Source organism: Thalassobaculum sp. (assembly GCF_040219615.1).
Lineage (GTDB): Bacteria > Pseudomonadota > Alphaproteobacteria > Thalassobaculales > Thalassobaculaceae > Thalassobaculum_A.
The window spans coordinates 25,096-40,135 of the sequence record NZ_JAVJSE010000014.1; the positions used below are offsets into that span (position 1 = coordinate 25,096).

Sequence of the window (15,040 nt, forward strand, 5' to 3'; positions counted from 1 at the left end):
CATGTGCGGCCGGTACAGCATCACCACCGATCCGGAAGCGATCAGGAGACTGTTCGGCGTCGATACGCTGTTGAACCTCATGCCCCGGTGGAACGTCGCGCCGACCCAGGAGGTTCCGGTGATTCGCAGGGGCGACCGCGACGCCGGCCGGGCCGCCGCGCGCGAGCTGCACATCATGCGCTGGGGACTGGTGCCGTCCTGGGCCAAGGACATCGGCATCGGCGCCCGGATGATCAACGCCCGGGCCGAGACCGTGAACGAGAAGCCGGCGTTCCGCGGCGCCTTCCGGTACCGCCGCTGCCTGGTGCCGGCCGACGGCTTCTACGAGTGGACCACCGAGGCCGGGCGCAAGCAGCCCTGGCGGATCGTGCGGCGCGACCGGGCGCCCTTCGCCTTCGCCGGGCTTTGGGAGCTGTGGGAGGGCACCGGCGAGGGCAGCGCGCTCGAGACCTTCTCGATCGTCACCACCGAGGCCAATGAGGCGATCCGCGACATCCACCACCGCATGCCGGTGATGCTTTTCGAGGATTCCCAGTTCGAGGCCTGGCTGTCGGCCGAACCGAAGCAGGCGGCCCCGCTGATGCGGCCCTGCGACCCGGCGGCGATCGAGGCCTACCGGGTCGACCCGAAGGTCGGCAACGTGCGCAACGACGACCCGTCGCTGGCCGAGCCGCTAGCAGCGCCGCCGCCGCCGCGGCCGGCCGCCCCGGCCCAGGGCTCGCTGCTGTGACCGGGGGTTCGTCGATCGGCTGACGGTCGAGGTGGATCGGGCCGCCCGGCCATGCTGACATGGCGGCGCGGGACGAAGCGGCCCGACGACAACTGCGGAGGTTCCCGCCATGGCCTACCGGACCATCGAGGTCACGCCGATCGGCGGCACCATGGGCGCCGAAGTCGCCGGGATCGACCTCGCCCGGCCGCTCGGCAACGAGCAGCTCGCCGAGATCCACCAGGCGTTCCTGGAGAACCAGGTGCTGGTGTTCCATGACCAGGACCTGTCCATCGAGCAGAACAAGGCCTTCGCCCGGCGCTTCGGGCCGCTGGTCCCCTATCCCTTCGTCAAGGGCCTGGACGACCATCCGGAGGTGTTCGAGATCCGCAAGGAGCCGGACGAGGAGAAGAACTTCGGCGGTGCCTGGCACACCGACATGTCGTTCGAGGAGCGGCCGCCGGTCGCCACGATGCTGTATGCGCACGAGACCCCGTCGCGCGGCGGCGACACCCTGCTGGCCGACCTGTACCGGGCCTACGAGACGCTCAGCGAGACCATGAAGGGCGTGGTCGGCGGGCTGAGGGGCGTGTACAGCGGCGACCTCAAGGGCCGGCGCGGCGGCCGCAAGGCGCTGATGGACTCGACCCGGTTCCAGGCCGCCAACGTCGAGCGGGCCGGCGAGATGGAGGCCGAGCACCCGCTGGTGCGCACCCATCCGGAGACCGGTCGCAAGGCGCTCTACGTCAGCGGCAGCCACCTGTACCGGATCGCCGGCATGACCGACGCCGAGAGCGCGGCGCTGGTCGGCTTCCTGAAGAGCCACGCCGAAACGCCCGACTTCACCTGCCGGGTCGGCTACCGGCCCGGCACCCTGGTGGTCTGGGACAACCGCTGCACCCAGCACCGGGCGCTCAACGACTACCCCGGCGAGCGCCGGGTGATGCACCGCCTGACCATCGGCGGCGGCGACCGGCCGCACTGACACGGAGAGCAAAGAGTATGTCGAGACGCATCGCAATCGTCGGGGCCGGCGCCGTCGGCGCCTATGTCGGCGGCTACTTCGCTCGGGCCGGCGAGGACGTGACCCTGATCGACCCCTGGCCGGAGCATGTCGAGGCGATGAACCGCGACGGCCTCAGCCTGTCGGGGATGACCGAGGGCGAGTGCTTCACCACGCGCGTGAAGGCGATGCACCTCACCGACGTGCAGAGCCTGGCCAAGACCGGACCGGTCGACATCGCGTTCGTGTGCACCAAGTCCTACGACACCGACTGGGCGACCGCGATGATCCGCGGCTACCTGGCGCCGGACGCCACCGTGGTCTCGCTGCAGAACTGCATCAACGAGGAGACCATCGCCCGGGTCGTCGGCTGGGGCCGGGTGGTCGGCTGCATCGCCGCAAAGATCGCCGTGGAGTTGACCGGGCCGGCGCAGGTCCGGCGCAGCGTTCCGCTCGGCGGCAACCGGCACACCGTGTTCCGGGTCGGCGAGGTGCACGGCCGGATCACGCCGCGGATCGAGCTGATCGCGGCCATGCTGGCCGACATCGACAGTGCCAAGACCACGTCGAACCTGTGGGGCGAGCGCTGGTCGAAACTGTGCGCCAACGCCCAGGCCAACGGGGTGTCGGCGGCTACCGGGCTCGGCAACAACGGCATGGCCCGCGAGCCGGTGACCCGCTGGCTGTCGATCCGGCTGGCCGGCGAGGCGGCGCGGATCGGCCGGGCGCTCGGCTACGAGTTGGAGACCATCAACAAATTCAGTGCCGACGACTGGATCGCCGCCACCGACGGCGACACCGCGGTGCGCGAGCGGATCGAGGCCGAGATGGTCGCCGCCTGCGAGGGCCGCAGCGAGACCGGGCGGCCGTCGATGGGCCAGGACATCGCCAAGGGACGGCGCACCGAGATCGAGTTCATCAACGGCTACATCGCCGCCCGGGGTGCCGAGATCGGCATCGCCGCACCGGCCAATGCCGGGCTGACCGCAGCGGTCCAGGCGGTCGAGCGTGGCGAGGTTCCGCCGGGCCTGGAGCGGGTGGCCGGGATCTGACGGCGACGCCGCCGGCCGCGCTCACCCTGCTGGCGATCGCCCTGGCCACCCGGCCGGAGCGCCTCACCGGCAGGTGAGGATCATGGGCAGCGTGTCAGGATGTCGGAGGTGCGCGCCGAGAATCCGGCCCGGGTGGTGTCACCGACCAGCTGGATATCGTTCTTGCCGAGCTTCTGGAAGTGCTCCACCAGGTCCGGCGAGCGCCGGACGTACCACGTGTAGTCGTCCTCCAGGGTCTCGACGACCGGTACCTTGAGGGATTCCGGCCGCCCGCGGGCGCCGACCACCAGGCCTTCCTCGTCGAACTCGATGTAGGTCTCGTCGCAGTGCCCCGGCGACCAGCGGCCGCGCAGGGCCGCCGCGACGCCCTGGAAGGTGATGACCTGGCCGGTGGTCTCCGGCATCACCGCGTTGCCGCGGCCCTTGGCGACCACCATCTCGTCGCCGCCGACACCGACGCCGGCGGTCAGGTTGCGGAACATCGACAGCACCGGCTTCACCTGCGGCGCGTCGAGCGCGATGCCAAGCGCCAGCACCGCCGCCCCGGTGAGGATCAGCGCGATGACGATGGTCCCGATGACGAAGAACGCCTGGCCGCTGCGGCGCCGGGGCACGTCGAAGCGCGGCGGCGGACCGATCGGCGGCTCGCCGTCCGGCAGGTCGTCGTAGGCGGCCCGACGGCCCGGCTTCCAGCCGTCGGTGTCGACATCCTCGCCATCGTCGCTGGCGCGCCGGATGGCGTCCGCGAACTCCCGGCCGCCCGGCACCGCTTCGGGGTCGTCGGGCCCGTCGCCGACGTATGCCGGCTCGTCGTCGCTCTCATGCCCGGCGAACCCCTCGGGCTCGTCACCGTCGGTCTCGTCACCGTCACGCTCGGTCAGCGCGAGTTCGACGGCGCTACGGTCGACGAAGAAGATCTGCGTGAATTCCCAGTCCTGTGCGCTCTCGTCGAAGGAGCCGGCCAGGATACGCACTTCGGCGTCCTCGCGGCTGTCGAACTCGCGCACCAGGGACGCCACCAGGACCGACACCGACTGTGCCCGTTCCAGGGTATCCCATGCTCCATCGACCTTCTTCTGAAGGAAGTAGACTTCGAATCGCCTCATGCCGCGGGGCTCCTACCAGACCCGGTTCTCAGCCAGAAGGCGCCGGACGTTGTCCGCCGTCAAGGGGCGCGAGAACAGGAAGCCCTGAGCGTAGCCACAGCCTATCGCACGGAGCTGCGCGAGCTGTTCCGGTGTCTCCACGCCCTCGGCGATTACGTCGAGTCGCAGGTTCTGCGCCAGCAGGGCGATGGTCCGGACGATCTCCAGATTGTGTCGGTTGCGGCCCATGTCCTGCACGAACGACTTGTCGATCTTCAGGGTGTCGATCGGGAAGGTATGGAGGTAGCTGAGCGAGCTGTAGCCGGTGCCGAAGTCGTCGACGCAGACCTTGATGTCGAGTTCCTTGAGATGCCGCAGCATCTGGGCGGAGCGCTGGGCGTTCTCCATCAGGGCGCTCTCGGTGATCTCCAGCTTCAGGCAGTTGGCCTGCAGGCCGGTGCCCTCCAGGCTGTCGGTCACCATCCGCACCAGGTCGAGCTGGGTGAACTGGCGTCCCGACAGGTTGACGCTGATCTCGAACGGGCCGATCTCCGGGAACGCCTGGTTCCACTCGACCATCTGGGCGCAGGCGTTGCGCAGCACCCACTGGCCGAGCTCGACGATCATGCCGGTCTCCTCGGCGAGCGGGATGAACTCCGACGGCGGGATGTCGCCGCGCTCGGCGTGGCGCCAGCGCGCCAGCGCCTCGAAGCCACGGATCTTGCCGTCCGACAGCGACACGATCGGCTGGAAGTTCAGGACCATCTCGTGGCGCTCGAGGGCCCGCCGCAGGTCGGTCTCCACATCGAGCGGGGTCACCGTGGTGCCGCGCATGGCCGGGTCGAAGGCGACCGAGCAGGCCTTGCCGAGTTCCTTGGCGCGGTACATCGCCAGCTCGGCGTCGCGCAGGATGTCCTCCGGCCGCACGTAGTTCTCGGCGGAGTGGGCGATGCCCATGGAGGCGGTGGTGAACACCTCCTTGCCGCCGAGCATGAACGGCGTCGACAGCGCCTTCTGCAGCATGTCCGAGAGGCCGGTCGCCTCTTCCTTGTCGCGGACGTCTTCGAGCATCACCGCGAACTCGTCGCCGCCGAGGCGGGCGACGGTGTCGCCGAATTTCAGGTTCTGTTCCAGGCGGCGGGCGGCGGCGATGATCAGGTCGTCGCCGTGGACGTGGCCGAGGCTTTCATTGACCACCTTGAAGCGGTCGAGGTCGAGATAGATCACCGCGAACTGCGCCGACGGGGTCCGGCGCTGGCGCGCCAGGGCCTGGCGCACGCGCTCCAGGAACAGGGTGCGGTTGGCGAGGCTGGTCAGGCTGTCGTGCAGGGCGTCGTGGATCGCCTGTTCCTCCGAGCGCTTGCGCTCGGTGATGTCGGTCATCGACCCCGCGATCCGGTACGCGTTGCCGTCGCCGTCGCGCACCGCCAGGCCGCGCACCAGCATCCAGCGATAGCTGTCGTCGAAGTGCCGGACCCTGTGCTCGCTCTCGAAGTTCGTGGCGGCACCGCTCAGATGCGCGTCGATCTGGGCGGTGACGCGCTGAACGTCCTCGGGATGGATACGGCTGAACCATTCCTCGGCGCCGTCACCGATCTCCTCGGTCGCGTAGCCGAGCATCTCCTTCCAGCGGTCCGAGAAGAAGATCCGGTTGGTGCCGAGGTTCCAGTCCCACAACCCGTCGCTGGCGCCGGCGGCGGCCAGGGCATAGCGCTCCTCGCTCTCGCGCAGCGCGGTCTCGGCTTTGTGGCGCTCGGTGACGTCGCTGTAGGTGGCGACTATGCCGCCGCCGCTGAGCGGCCGCAGGCGGACCTCCAGGGTGCGGCCGCGGCTGTCCTCGCGCTCGTAGATGGTGCCCTTGGTCTCGGACGCCATCGCGGTCATCTCGGCGGTCAGTTCGCCGATGTCGCCGGGACCGAGGTCGCCGCGCTTGGCCAGGAAGCGGATGATGTCGACCATCGGCGTACCGACCTGCGCGAAGGTGTGCGGCAGGTCGAGCAGCTCGAAGAACCGGGCGTTCCAGGTCATCAGCCGGTAGTCGGCGTCGAACGCGCACAGGCCCTGGCTGATGTTCTCGAGCGTGCCCCGCAGCAGCTTGGTGTAGCGGGCCGCCTCCTCGGCATGCCGCTTCTCGTCGGTGATGTCCCGGGTGATCACCACCCGGCCGCCGTTCGGCATCAGACGGTCCTCGGACCGGAACCACCGTCCGTCCGGCTGGCGCGACTCGAATCGGCAGCTCGGCAGCGCGTGGCGCTGCATCCGGTCGGCGACCGACTCATCGGGATCGTCGAGCAACCCGAGGGCGTGCAGCACCGCCGCGTCCCGGCGCATCAACTCCTCGAATCCGACACCCGGCACGAGATCGTCGGCCAGATGCGGAAAGGCGCGCAGCGCCGCGGCGTTGAACGCAACGAGCCGGTCATCGGCGTCCAGTACCAGGAAGCTGTCGTCGATCGCATCGATCGCCGACTGCATCGCCACGTCGACCGTCGGCGGCCCGGGCATTGCCGTCGCGGTGCTCATCCGGCTCTCCGCATAGCGGTGTCCTCGCCGCCCCGCGACGGACGGCGGTACCGCATGCCATCGGACCTCGAATTCAGCACGTCCCCGTATACCGGTCGTTTGTACAACACGTCTCGAATTGTAGGTTATCAGAGCCCGGTATCAGCCGCTACCGTCGCGCCGGGCCGGTCGGCGCCGAGCACGGCGATGCCGCGCCGGTGCCGATACAGCCGCCAGAGCAGCAGGGCGGCGGCGCTGCGTTCCGGGCGCCAGGCGGCGGTCAGGGCCTCGGCCTGCGGCAGGTCGGGCCGGACTTCCAGGTCGAGGGTCATCCGAACGGCTTCGCGCAGGGCCAGGTCGCCGACCGGGAACACGTCCGGGTCGCCGAGCGCGAACATCCGGAAGATGTCGGCGGTCCAGCGGCCGATGCCGGGCAGCGCGACCAGCCGGGCAGCCGCCTCCTCGCCGGGCAGGCGCGCCAGTCCGGCCGGATCCAGGGCGCCGCTCGCGACCGCGTCCGCAAGCGCCCGGCCATAGCGCATCTTGGCGCGCGAGAAACCGATCGCGCCGAGGGCGGCGTCGTCGAACGACCGGAACACCGAGACGTCGTCGCCGCCCGCCGCCGACAGCCGCTGCCAGATCGCCGCCGCGGAGGCGGTCGACACCTGCTGGCCGACCACGATGCGCAGCAGTGCTGCGAAGTCCGGCTCCAGGATCCGCGGTTCCGGCGGCCCGACCTCGGCCAGCACCGCCGCCAGCGCCGGATGCGCGGCGATCAGCCGCTCCAGCCCGGCGGCCAGGGCGGCCCGGCGACGCGCCTCGGTATCGGTCATGGCCTGGGCGGGCCGATCACCTCGGCGGCCTCGCGCGCGGCGTCCGCCATGGTCAGGAACACCGCGCCGGCCCCGGTCAGGTGGTCGATCAGGGCGGCCATCGCCTTCATGCGGTGGCCGCGGCCCGAGACGAAGGGATGGAATGTATAGGTGATCACCCCCCAGTCGGTGGTCTCGCGCATGTAGTCGAAGTCGGCGATCCAGTTGTCGACCACGCTGCGCCAGTGTGCGAGCCCCGGGTTGAGGGCGCCGCCGGACATCACCGACCACTCGAAATGCGGATAGTCGTCGAGGCTCCAGCTGACCGGCATCTCGACCAGCGGGGTCTCGCGCCCGAAGCTCGCCGGCGCCAGCAACGGGGCGGTGTCACCGAGCCGCGGCCGGTACGGCCGGTAGTCGTGACCCATCATGCTGGAGTCGTACTCGAAGCCGTGCTCGATCAGCAGCGGCAGGGTATGTGGCGACAGGTCCCAGGACGGCGAGCGGTAGCCGACCGGCCGCCTGCCGGCGATCTTCTCGACCGCCGCGATGCCGCGCAGCAGCTCCTCGGTCTCGTCCTCCAGGCTCAGGTCGTTCGGCCGCCGGTGGGTCCAGCCGTGATGGGCGATCTCGTGCCCGGCCTCGACCAGCGGCGCGACCGCGCCCGGAAAGCTCTCGATGGTGTGGCCGGGGACGAAGAAGGTCGCCGGGATGTGGCGGTCCGCCAGCATCAGGTGGATGCGCTCGACGCCGATCAGCCCGAATTCGCCGCGCGACAGCGCCGTCGGGCTGACCTGCCCCTTGGCGATCGGCAGCGACAGGGCATCGAAGTCGTAGGTCAGGCAGACGACGTGGCGGGCCATGGCACGGTTCCTCCGGGCGGCACGCTAGCGGCTGGCGCGCGCACGGACAAGGTGACGCGACCGGGCTTCGCGGACGGGGCTCGGCGGCGGGGTCGGAAGGCGCTATCGTGGTGTATACAAGTCGTCCATCCGCCGTTCAGCGGCGCGATCGGACCGATCCGGGGGGAGCTCGGTGGGAGGACAGCGCCAGATGACTGAGCCGGTACGGATCGGGCTTCGGCCCGGCGTCAGCTGCGACTTCCCCGGATTCGCCGCCGAGCGACAAGAAAAGACCGGACAAGGGAGGAAGACATGAAAGCAGTGCAGTGCCTCAGGGTCGCGACGCTCGGCCTCGCCATGGCCTTCACCATGGGCTCCGCGGCGTCCGCCCAGGAGTACACCTTCAAGCTCCATCACCTGCTGCCGGCAAAGGCGCCCGCGCAGACCAAGATGCTGGAGCCCTGGGCCAAGGCGGTCGAGGCCAATTCCGGCGGCAAGGTGAAGATCGAGATCTTCCCGGCCATGACCCTCGGCGGCCGCCCGCCGGAGCTGATCCAGCAGGCGCGCGACGGCGTGGTCGACATCATCTGGACGGTCAACGGCTACACCCCGGGCCTGTTCCCGCGCACCGAGGCCTTCGAACTGCCGTTCGTCTACGTGAACGACCCGAAGGCCGCCAACCTCGCCATGCACGACCTGTTCGAGAGCGACCTCAAGCAGGAGTACAAGGGCGTCGAGGTCATGTTCCTGCACGTCCATGCCGGCCAGGCCTTCCAGATGCGCGACAAGCTGGTCCGCAAGCCGGAGGACCTGAAGGGCACCAAGCTGCGCATCCCGACCCGGACCGGGGCGTGGATCATCGAGGCGCTGGGGGCGTCGCCGACCGCGATGCCGGTGCCGGAACTGCCGCAGGCACTGCAGAAGGGCGTGGTCGACGGGGCGCTGATCCCGTGGGAGATCATCCGGCCGCTGAAGATCCAGGAGCAGACCGAGTACCAGATCGAGGGCCACGACAAGGCCCGCTTCGGCACCACCACCTTCCAGGTGTCGATGAACCAGGCCCGCTGGGACAGCCTGCCCAACGACATCAAGGCGGCGTTCAGGCAGGCCTCCGGGCCGGATTGGTGGGGCCAGGTCGGCGACATCTGGCGGGCCTCGGACGACGGCGGGATCGAGTTTGCCGTCGCGTCGGGCAACAAGCACATCACGCTGACCAAGGACGAGACCGACGCCTTCAAGACCGCGCTGGAGCCGGTCGTGCAGCGCTGGATCGACGAGGTGTCGAGCAAGGGCATCGACGGGGCCGCGCTGGTCGCCAAGGCGCGCGCCAGGATCGCCGCACACAGCGGCAAATGACGACCGGTTTCGATCGGGGCGTGCGGGCGGGGCCGATCGGCCTCGCCCGCATCGTCATTACCGCATGGGCCCTGCTCGGCGGCGTCTCGCTGGTGGCGGTGGTGCTGGTGAACGTGCTGTCGGTGGCCGGCGGCATCCTGTGGAAGCCGTTCCCGGGCGACTTCGAGATGACCGAGGTCGGGGTCGCGGTAGCCGCCTTCGCCTTCCTGCCCTATTGCCAGCTGACAGGGGCCAACGTCACCGCCGACATCTTCACGGCCGGCGCCTCGCCGCGGTGGATCGCCGGGTTCTCGCTGCTGGCCTCGGTGGTGGCTCTCGCCTTCAGCCTGCTGCTGCTGCGGCAGATGTATCTCGGCATGCTCGACCAGAAGGCCTACGGCTACACGACGGCGATCCTGCAGTTTCCGCACTGGATCGCGTTCATCCCGATCCTGGTCTCGCTCGTCCTGCTGGCGGTCGCGGCGGTGGTCACGCTGATCGACGGCAGCCGCGAGATGGATGAAGGCGTGACCGCATGATGGACGCCCTGACCAGCGGCATCGCCGGACTGGTGGTGCTGGTTCTGCTGATCGCGATCCGCATGCCGATCGCCTACGCCATGATCATCGTCGGCGGCGTCGGCATCACCCTGCTGAACGGCCCGCAGATCTTCATGAGCCAGCTCAAGACGCTGGCCTACGGACAGTTCTCGATCTTCGACCTGTCGGTGGTACCGATGTTCGTGCTGATGGGCGCGCTCGCCACCCGGGCCGGCCTCAGCCAGGACATGTTCCGGGCCGCCAATGCCTGGCTGGGCTGGCTGCGCGGCGGCACCGCGATGGCGGCGATCGCCGCCTGCGCGATCTTCGGGGCGGTCTGCGGCTCGTCGCTGGCGACCGCCTCGACCATGGGCAAGGTCGCCCTGCCGGAGTTGAAGCGCTACAACTACGCCGGCTCGCTGGCGACCGGCACGCTCGCCGCCGGCGGGGTGCTGGGGATCCTGATCCCGCCCTCGGTGGTGCTGATCATCTACGCGATCATCGTCGAGGCCAACATCGTCACCATGTTCATGGCGGCGCTGCTGCCCGGGCTGATGGCGGTGGCGCTGTTCCTGCTGACCATCGCGGTCTACGTCTGGCTGCGCCCGGAGGCCGGCCCGCGCGGCGGCATCGGCGGCCGTGACGAGTTCGTGGCGGCGACGGTCGGGGTGATCCCGGTCCTGCTCATCTTCCTGGTGGTCATCGGCGGCATGTATGCCGGGTTCTACAACCCGACCCCGGCGGCGGCGGTCGGGGTGTTCCTGGTCTGGCTGTACGGCACGTTGCGCCGCGGCCTGGGCCTGGCGGCCCTGCGCGGCGCCTTGCTGGAGACAGCCAAGACCGCCGGCATGATCTACCTGATCCTGCTGGGCGCCGAACTGCTGAAGATCTTCATGTCGCGGGCCGAGGTGCCGCAGGCGATGGCGGAATGGGCGGTGCTGTCCGGCCTGGCGCCGATGACCGTGCTGGTCCTGCTGCTGGTCGGCCTGATCGTGCTGGGCTGCCTGATGGACAGCCTGTCGATGATCCTGCTGGTGATCCCGTTCTTCTGGCCGGTGATGATGGAGATGAACGGTGGCCTGTATCAGGGCGCCGAGGGTGCCGGTTTCGGGATGAGCACCGAGGACCTGAAGGTCTGGTTCGGTATCCTGGCGCTGGTGGTGGTCGAACTCGGCTTGATCACGCCGCCGGTCGGCATGAACGTGTTCGTGATCTCGGCCCTGGCGACCGACACCCCGATGCGCGAGACCTTCAAGGGCGTGATGCCGTTCTTCGCGGTCGAGATCCTGCGGGTGATCGTGCTGCTGGCGTTCCCGGCGATCACGCTGTGGCTGCCGGCGGTGCTGCGGGGGTAGCGGCGGTGGCCGGCGTTCGTCGCGTCGTGGGTCCCGGAGCCGGCCGCTCGCGCGGCCCCTCCGGGATGACGGTTGAAGGTTTGTTCGTCATTCCGGAGACGCGCAGCGGCCGTCCGGAACCCACCCGCCGCTTCGCCGTTCGAGATGAGGTGACCGCATGACCGAGACCATCACCGCCGGCGGCGCCGTGTTCACGCGGCTGAAGGCGCTCGGCGTCGACTATGTATTCGCCAACTCAGGCACCGACTTCCCGCCGATCATCGAGGGCCTGGCCGAGGCGCGCTCCAACGGCATCGCCCTGCCGAAGGCGCTGGTGATCCCGCACGAGCACGCGGCCATGGGCATGGCGCACGGCTACTACCTGATGACCTGCCGCGCCCAGGCGGTGATGCTGCACACCAATGTCGGGCTGTCGAACGGCGTGATCGGCGCCATCAACGCGGCCTGCGAGCACGTGCCGATCCTGCTGATGTCGGGCCGCACCCCGGTCACCGAGTCCGGCCGCTTCGGCGCCCGTACCGTGCCGATCGCCTGGGGCCAGGAGATGCGCGACCAGACTGCCCTGGTGCGCGAGTCCTGCAAATGGGACTACGAACTGCGGTTCCCCGAGCAGGTCGCCGGCCTGCTGGACCGGGCGCACGCCATCGCCAGCTCTACCCCGAAGGGCCCGGTCTACCTGTCGCTGCCGCGCGAGACCCTGTGCGAGCCGTGCCCGCGCGACGGGCTGGACGGGCCGCCGGCGATCGCCCCGGTGGTCGGCGCCCCGAACCCCGAGGCGATCCGAACCGCCGCCGAGTGGCTGGCCGGCGCCCGCAGCCCGCTGGTGATCGCCCAGCGCGGGTCCGGCGACGCCGACAGCTTTACGGCCTTCGCCGACTGGGCCGAGGACTGGGGCATCGCGGTGTGCTCGTGGTGGGCCACCCACCTGGCGATCTCGACCGAGCATCCCTGCCATGTCGGGGCCGACCCGGGGCCGTGGCTCGCCGAGGCCGACGTGGTGGTCGTGCTGGACAGCCTGGCGCCCTGGTGGCCGGACCGGCATCCGCTGGCGGATGGGGCCAAGGTCATCAACATCGGCCCGGACCCGGTGTTCAGCCGGTTCCCGGTGCGCAACTTCCCCTCGCATCTGTCGATCGCCGGCGAGAACCGGCTGACCGTGCCGGCGCTGATCGCCGCAATGCGCGGGCTGGCGCGCGACGAGGCGGCGGTGGCGGCGCGCCGGGCCCGGCTGGCCGGTGCGTCCGAGGCGACCCGGACCGCGATCCGGGCGAAGGCCGCGGACACCGCGCGCGGCATCACCAAGGGCTATGTCAGTTTGTGCCTGGGCGAGGCGCTGGACGGGCTGAAGGCCAGCGTGTTCTCCGAGCTCGGCACCCAGCTCGGCGTGCTGAAGCGGACCGACCACCGCTCGTGGTTCCAGGAGCCGCACTCCGGCGGCCTCGGCTGGAGCTTCCCCTGCGCCATGGGCGCGCAGCTGGCCGAGCCCGACCGGATCTGCGTGGCCACGCTCGGCGACGGCTCCTACATGTTCGCCAACCCGACGGTCTGCCACCAGATCGCCGAGGCTCTGGCGCTGCCGGTTCTGGTGGTGATCGTCAACAACGAGGAGTGGGGGGCGGTGCGCGGCTCGGTCGCCGGCCTGTACCCGCAGGGCCATGCGGCGCGCGCCAACGACATGCCGCTGACCGCCCTGAAGCCGTCGCCGGACTTCGCGATGACCGCGTCGGCCAGCCGGGCGTGGAGCCGGACGGTGACCGACCCGGCCGAGCTGCACGGCGCCATCGAGGCGGCGCTCCGGGTGGTGCGGGAGGAGAAGCGGCAGGCGCTGCTGGACGTGAAGGTGCTGCCGGACTGAGCGGTTCCACGGGCAACCGCGCGCGGGTTCCGAATGGCCCGACCTTGATGCACATCAAGGTGACCGTCGCTTGCGTCCGCTTGAATGTGACGGTTTTGTGACAAAGCCGTGCGGTTGGTCGAAAGGGGGGGATGGTGGACGCGGTCAAGAGGAATAACCGGCAGGGCGGTGCGGCTCGGCGCGCCGGCCATACGAAGGTGAGCAAGGGCGTCGCGAATGGCGGTGACGAGGCGGCGCCAACGTCTGCATCGGCGGAGCCCGAAATGGCTCTGGGCACCGTCGCGGCCCCGACGGCTGAGAATGCGCATGCGTCGCAACAGTCGATCGCCCAGCGGCGCCGGGATCCCGATGCCATCCGGAAGGCTTTCGAGAGTGGCGAGTATCCCTACCGCGGCCGCCTGCGGACCAAGGACTACGAGAGCCACATGTCGGCGCTGCAGGTCGAACTCCTGAAGGCGCAGAAGTGGATCAAGGATACCGGCGAGCGCATCGTCGTCCTGTTCGAGGGCCGGGACGCGGCCGGCAAGGGCGGCACCATCAAGCGCTTCATGGAGCATCTGAACCCGCGTGGCGCCGGTATTGTCGCGCTCGAGAAGCCGTCCGACCGTGAGCGCACGCAATGGTACTTTCAGCGCTACGTTCAGAACCTGCCGTCGGCCGGTGAGATCGTGTTCTTCGACCGGTCCTGGTACAACCGGGCCGGTGTCGAGCGGGTGATGGGATTCTGCTCACCGAACGACTATCTCGAGTTCATGCGCCAGTGCCCGCAGGTGGAGCAGATGCTCGTGCGCTCCGGGATCATGCTCTTCAAGTACTGGTTCTCGGTCACCCGGGAGGAGCAGCGCAAGCGTTTCGAGGCGCGCAAGACCGACCCGTTGAAGCAGTGGAAGCTGTCGCCGATCGACCTCGCCTCGCTCGACAAGTGGGACGACTACACCGAGGCCAAGGAGGCGATGTTCTTCTACACGGACACCGCCGACGCGCCGTGGACGATCATCAAGTCGGACGATAAGAAGCGGGCTCGGTTGAATGCCATGCAGCACTTCCTGGCCAGTTTGGACTACCCGAACAAGAACGCCTCGGTAGTGCATGGCCCGGATCCGCTGATCGTCGGTTCGACCGCGCATGTCATCGGCCGCGACCAGCACATTCTCGGCAAGTCGATGCACCCGGAGAAGCGACGGGCGGTCAACTGAGGGAGTGGACAGGATCGGCCGAGGGGCGGCCCGTTCTCGGCGACGCGTGGCGTCAGGACGCCGCCACCTACCTCTTCCGCTCCCCCGCATAGATCGCCCCTCGTACACCAGCTTCGCACCGTCGCCGTGCGGGCCCTTCTCCATCCCGTAGATCGGGCCGTCGAAGCAGTCGAGCTGGCCGGCCTCGCAGAGATATCTCGCGGAGATATAGGGCCGGCTCGCCGGTCACCGGGTGGATGCGCACGATCGGCTGGCGCTGCGGGGTGTCGCGCGGATCGAGTGCCGGCGCCGGGCCGCCGGCCAGGGCCGCCTGCTCGGAGCGGCCGCGGCCGGGCGACACGTGGATGGCGTCGAGCCCGGCGATCCGCGCCTTCATCGCGTCCGGCAGCGCCGCATAGGCGCCGATGCCGTCGGCGTACAGGGTCTGGCCCTGGCCCTTGGGCAACGGGGGCTCGGCGTAGAACAGCGAGATGGCCGGCGGCGGCCGACGGTAGCTCTGGTCGGTGTTCGTCCCGCCGACGTTCTTGGCCCAGACCAGGGCGCCGCTGCTGTCGTATTTGACGATGTAGACGTCCACGCTGCCGGCGCCGGTGAGGTTGGTGGTGCCGGCCCCGGGGTCGAAGTCGACGGTCCCGTCGAAATACCCGGTGACGTAGCTGTTCCCGCTGCTGTCGACCGCGACCGAATAACCCTGGTCGAAACTCGTTCCGCCCATGCCGATCGCGAACTGCGCCATGCCTTCTGTCTCCTCGACC

Annotated in this window: 13 protein-coding genes; 8 read left to right on the plus strand and 5 right to left on the minus strand. The window is 69.6% G+C overall.

All coding sequences use genetic code 11. From position 1 onward, the window contains the following. Position 1: 1 nt before the first annotated feature. The 3 genes from RIC31_RS09745 to RIC31_RS09755 all read left to right on the plus strand — a co-directional run bounded on the left by RIC31_RS09745 (position 2) and on the right by RIC31_RS09755 (position 2,764). Entirely contained in the window at positions 2–730 is a 729-nt protein-coding gene (locus RIC31_RS09745) for an SOS response-associated peptidase (protein ID WP_350105865.1), read from the plus strand. A gap of 109 nt (positions 731–839) precedes the next feature. Next, entirely contained in the window at positions 840–1,694 is an 855-nt protein-coding gene (locus RIC31_RS09750; RefSeq protein WP_350105868.1) for a TauD/TfdA dioxygenase family protein, read from the plus strand. A gap of 17 nt (positions 1,695–1,711) precedes the next feature. Next, positions 1,712–2,764, plus strand: coding sequence for a ketopantoate reductase family protein (locus tag RIC31_RS09755; protein ID WP_350105871.1), 1,053 nt, complete (start codon positions 1,712–1,714; stop codon positions 2,762–2,764). 80 nt (positions 2,765–2,844) lie between these two features. Here the strand turns inward: RIC31_RS09755 and RIC31_RS09760 are convergent, their stop codons facing one another. From RIC31_RS09760 to RIC31_RS09775, 4 genes are all read right to left on the minus strand, one after another. Further along, positions 2,845–3,870, minus strand: coding sequence for a hypothetical protein (locus tag RIC31_RS09760; protein WP_350105874.1), 1,026 nt, complete (start codon positions 3,868–3,870; stop codon positions 2,845–2,847). 12 nt (positions 3,871–3,882) lie between these two features. Beyond that, positions 3,883–6,372: a sensor domain-containing protein gene (locus RIC31_RS09765; protein ID WP_350105877.1), complete on the minus strand. Its 2,490-nt coding sequence runs from the start codon at positions 6,370–6,372 to the stop codon at positions 3,883–3,885. A gap of 128 nt (positions 6,373–6,500) precedes the next feature. Beyond that, complete coding sequence (locus tag RIC31_RS09770; RefSeq protein WP_350105880.1) at positions 6,501–7,184, minus strand: DNA-3-methyladenine glycosylase family protein; 684 nt, start codon at positions 7,182–7,184, stop codon at positions 6,501–6,503. Continuing rightward, positions 7,181–8,026, minus strand: coding sequence for a polysaccharide deacetylase family protein (locus RIC31_RS09775; protein WP_350105883.1), 846 nt, complete (start codon positions 8,024–8,026; stop codon positions 7,181–7,183). Before RIC31_RS09775 ends, RIC31_RS09770 begins: the two co-directional genes overlap by 4 nt. 291 nt (positions 8,027–8,317) lie before the next feature. On the opposite strand from RIC31_RS09775, the gene RIC31_RS09780 reads away from it, so the two are divergent. From RIC31_RS09780 to ppk2, 5 genes are all read left to right on the plus strand, one after another. Continuing rightward, positions 8,318–9,361: a TRAP transporter substrate-binding protein gene (locus tag RIC31_RS09780; protein ID WP_350105886.1), complete on the plus strand. Its 1,044-nt coding sequence runs from the start codon at positions 8,318–8,320 to the stop codon at positions 9,359–9,361. Further along, complete coding sequence (locus RIC31_RS09785; protein WP_350105889.1) at positions 9,358–9,879, plus strand: TRAP transporter small permease; 522 nt, start codon at positions 9,358–9,360, stop codon at positions 9,877–9,879. The genes RIC31_RS09780 and RIC31_RS09785 overlap by 4 nt, the downstream gene beginning before the upstream one ends. Further along, positions 9,876–11,234: a TRAP transporter large permease gene (locus RIC31_RS09790; protein ID WP_350105892.1), complete on the plus strand. Its 1,359-nt coding sequence runs from the start codon at positions 9,876–9,878 to the stop codon at positions 11,232–11,234. The genes RIC31_RS09785 and RIC31_RS09790 overlap by 4 nt, the downstream gene beginning before the upstream one ends. 157 nt (positions 11,235–11,391) lie before the next feature. Beyond that, positions 11,392–13,089 (plus strand): thiamine pyrophosphate-requiring protein, encoded by a 1,698-nt coding sequence (locus RIC31_RS09795; protein WP_350105895.1) that lies wholly within the window; start codon positions 11,392–11,394, stop codon positions 13,087–13,089. Positions 13,090–13,352: 263 nt separating this feature from the next. Further along, positions 13,353–14,285 (plus strand): polyphosphate kinase 2, encoded by a 933-nt coding sequence (gene ppk2 / locus RIC31_RS09800; RefSeq protein WP_350105898.1) that lies wholly within the window; start codon positions 13,353–13,355, stop codon positions 14,283–14,285. A 67-nt stretch (positions 14,286–14,352) separates the two neighbouring features. On the opposite strand, the gene RIC31_RS09805 is transcribed toward ppk2, so the two are convergent. Further along, on the minus strand, positions 14,353–15,021 hold the full coding sequence (locus tag RIC31_RS09805) for a TauD/TfdA family dioxygenase (RefSeq protein WP_350105902.1): 669 nt from the start codon (positions 15,019–15,021) through the stop codon (positions 14,353–14,355). Between the last annotated feature and the right edge of the window lie 19 nt (positions 15,022–15,040).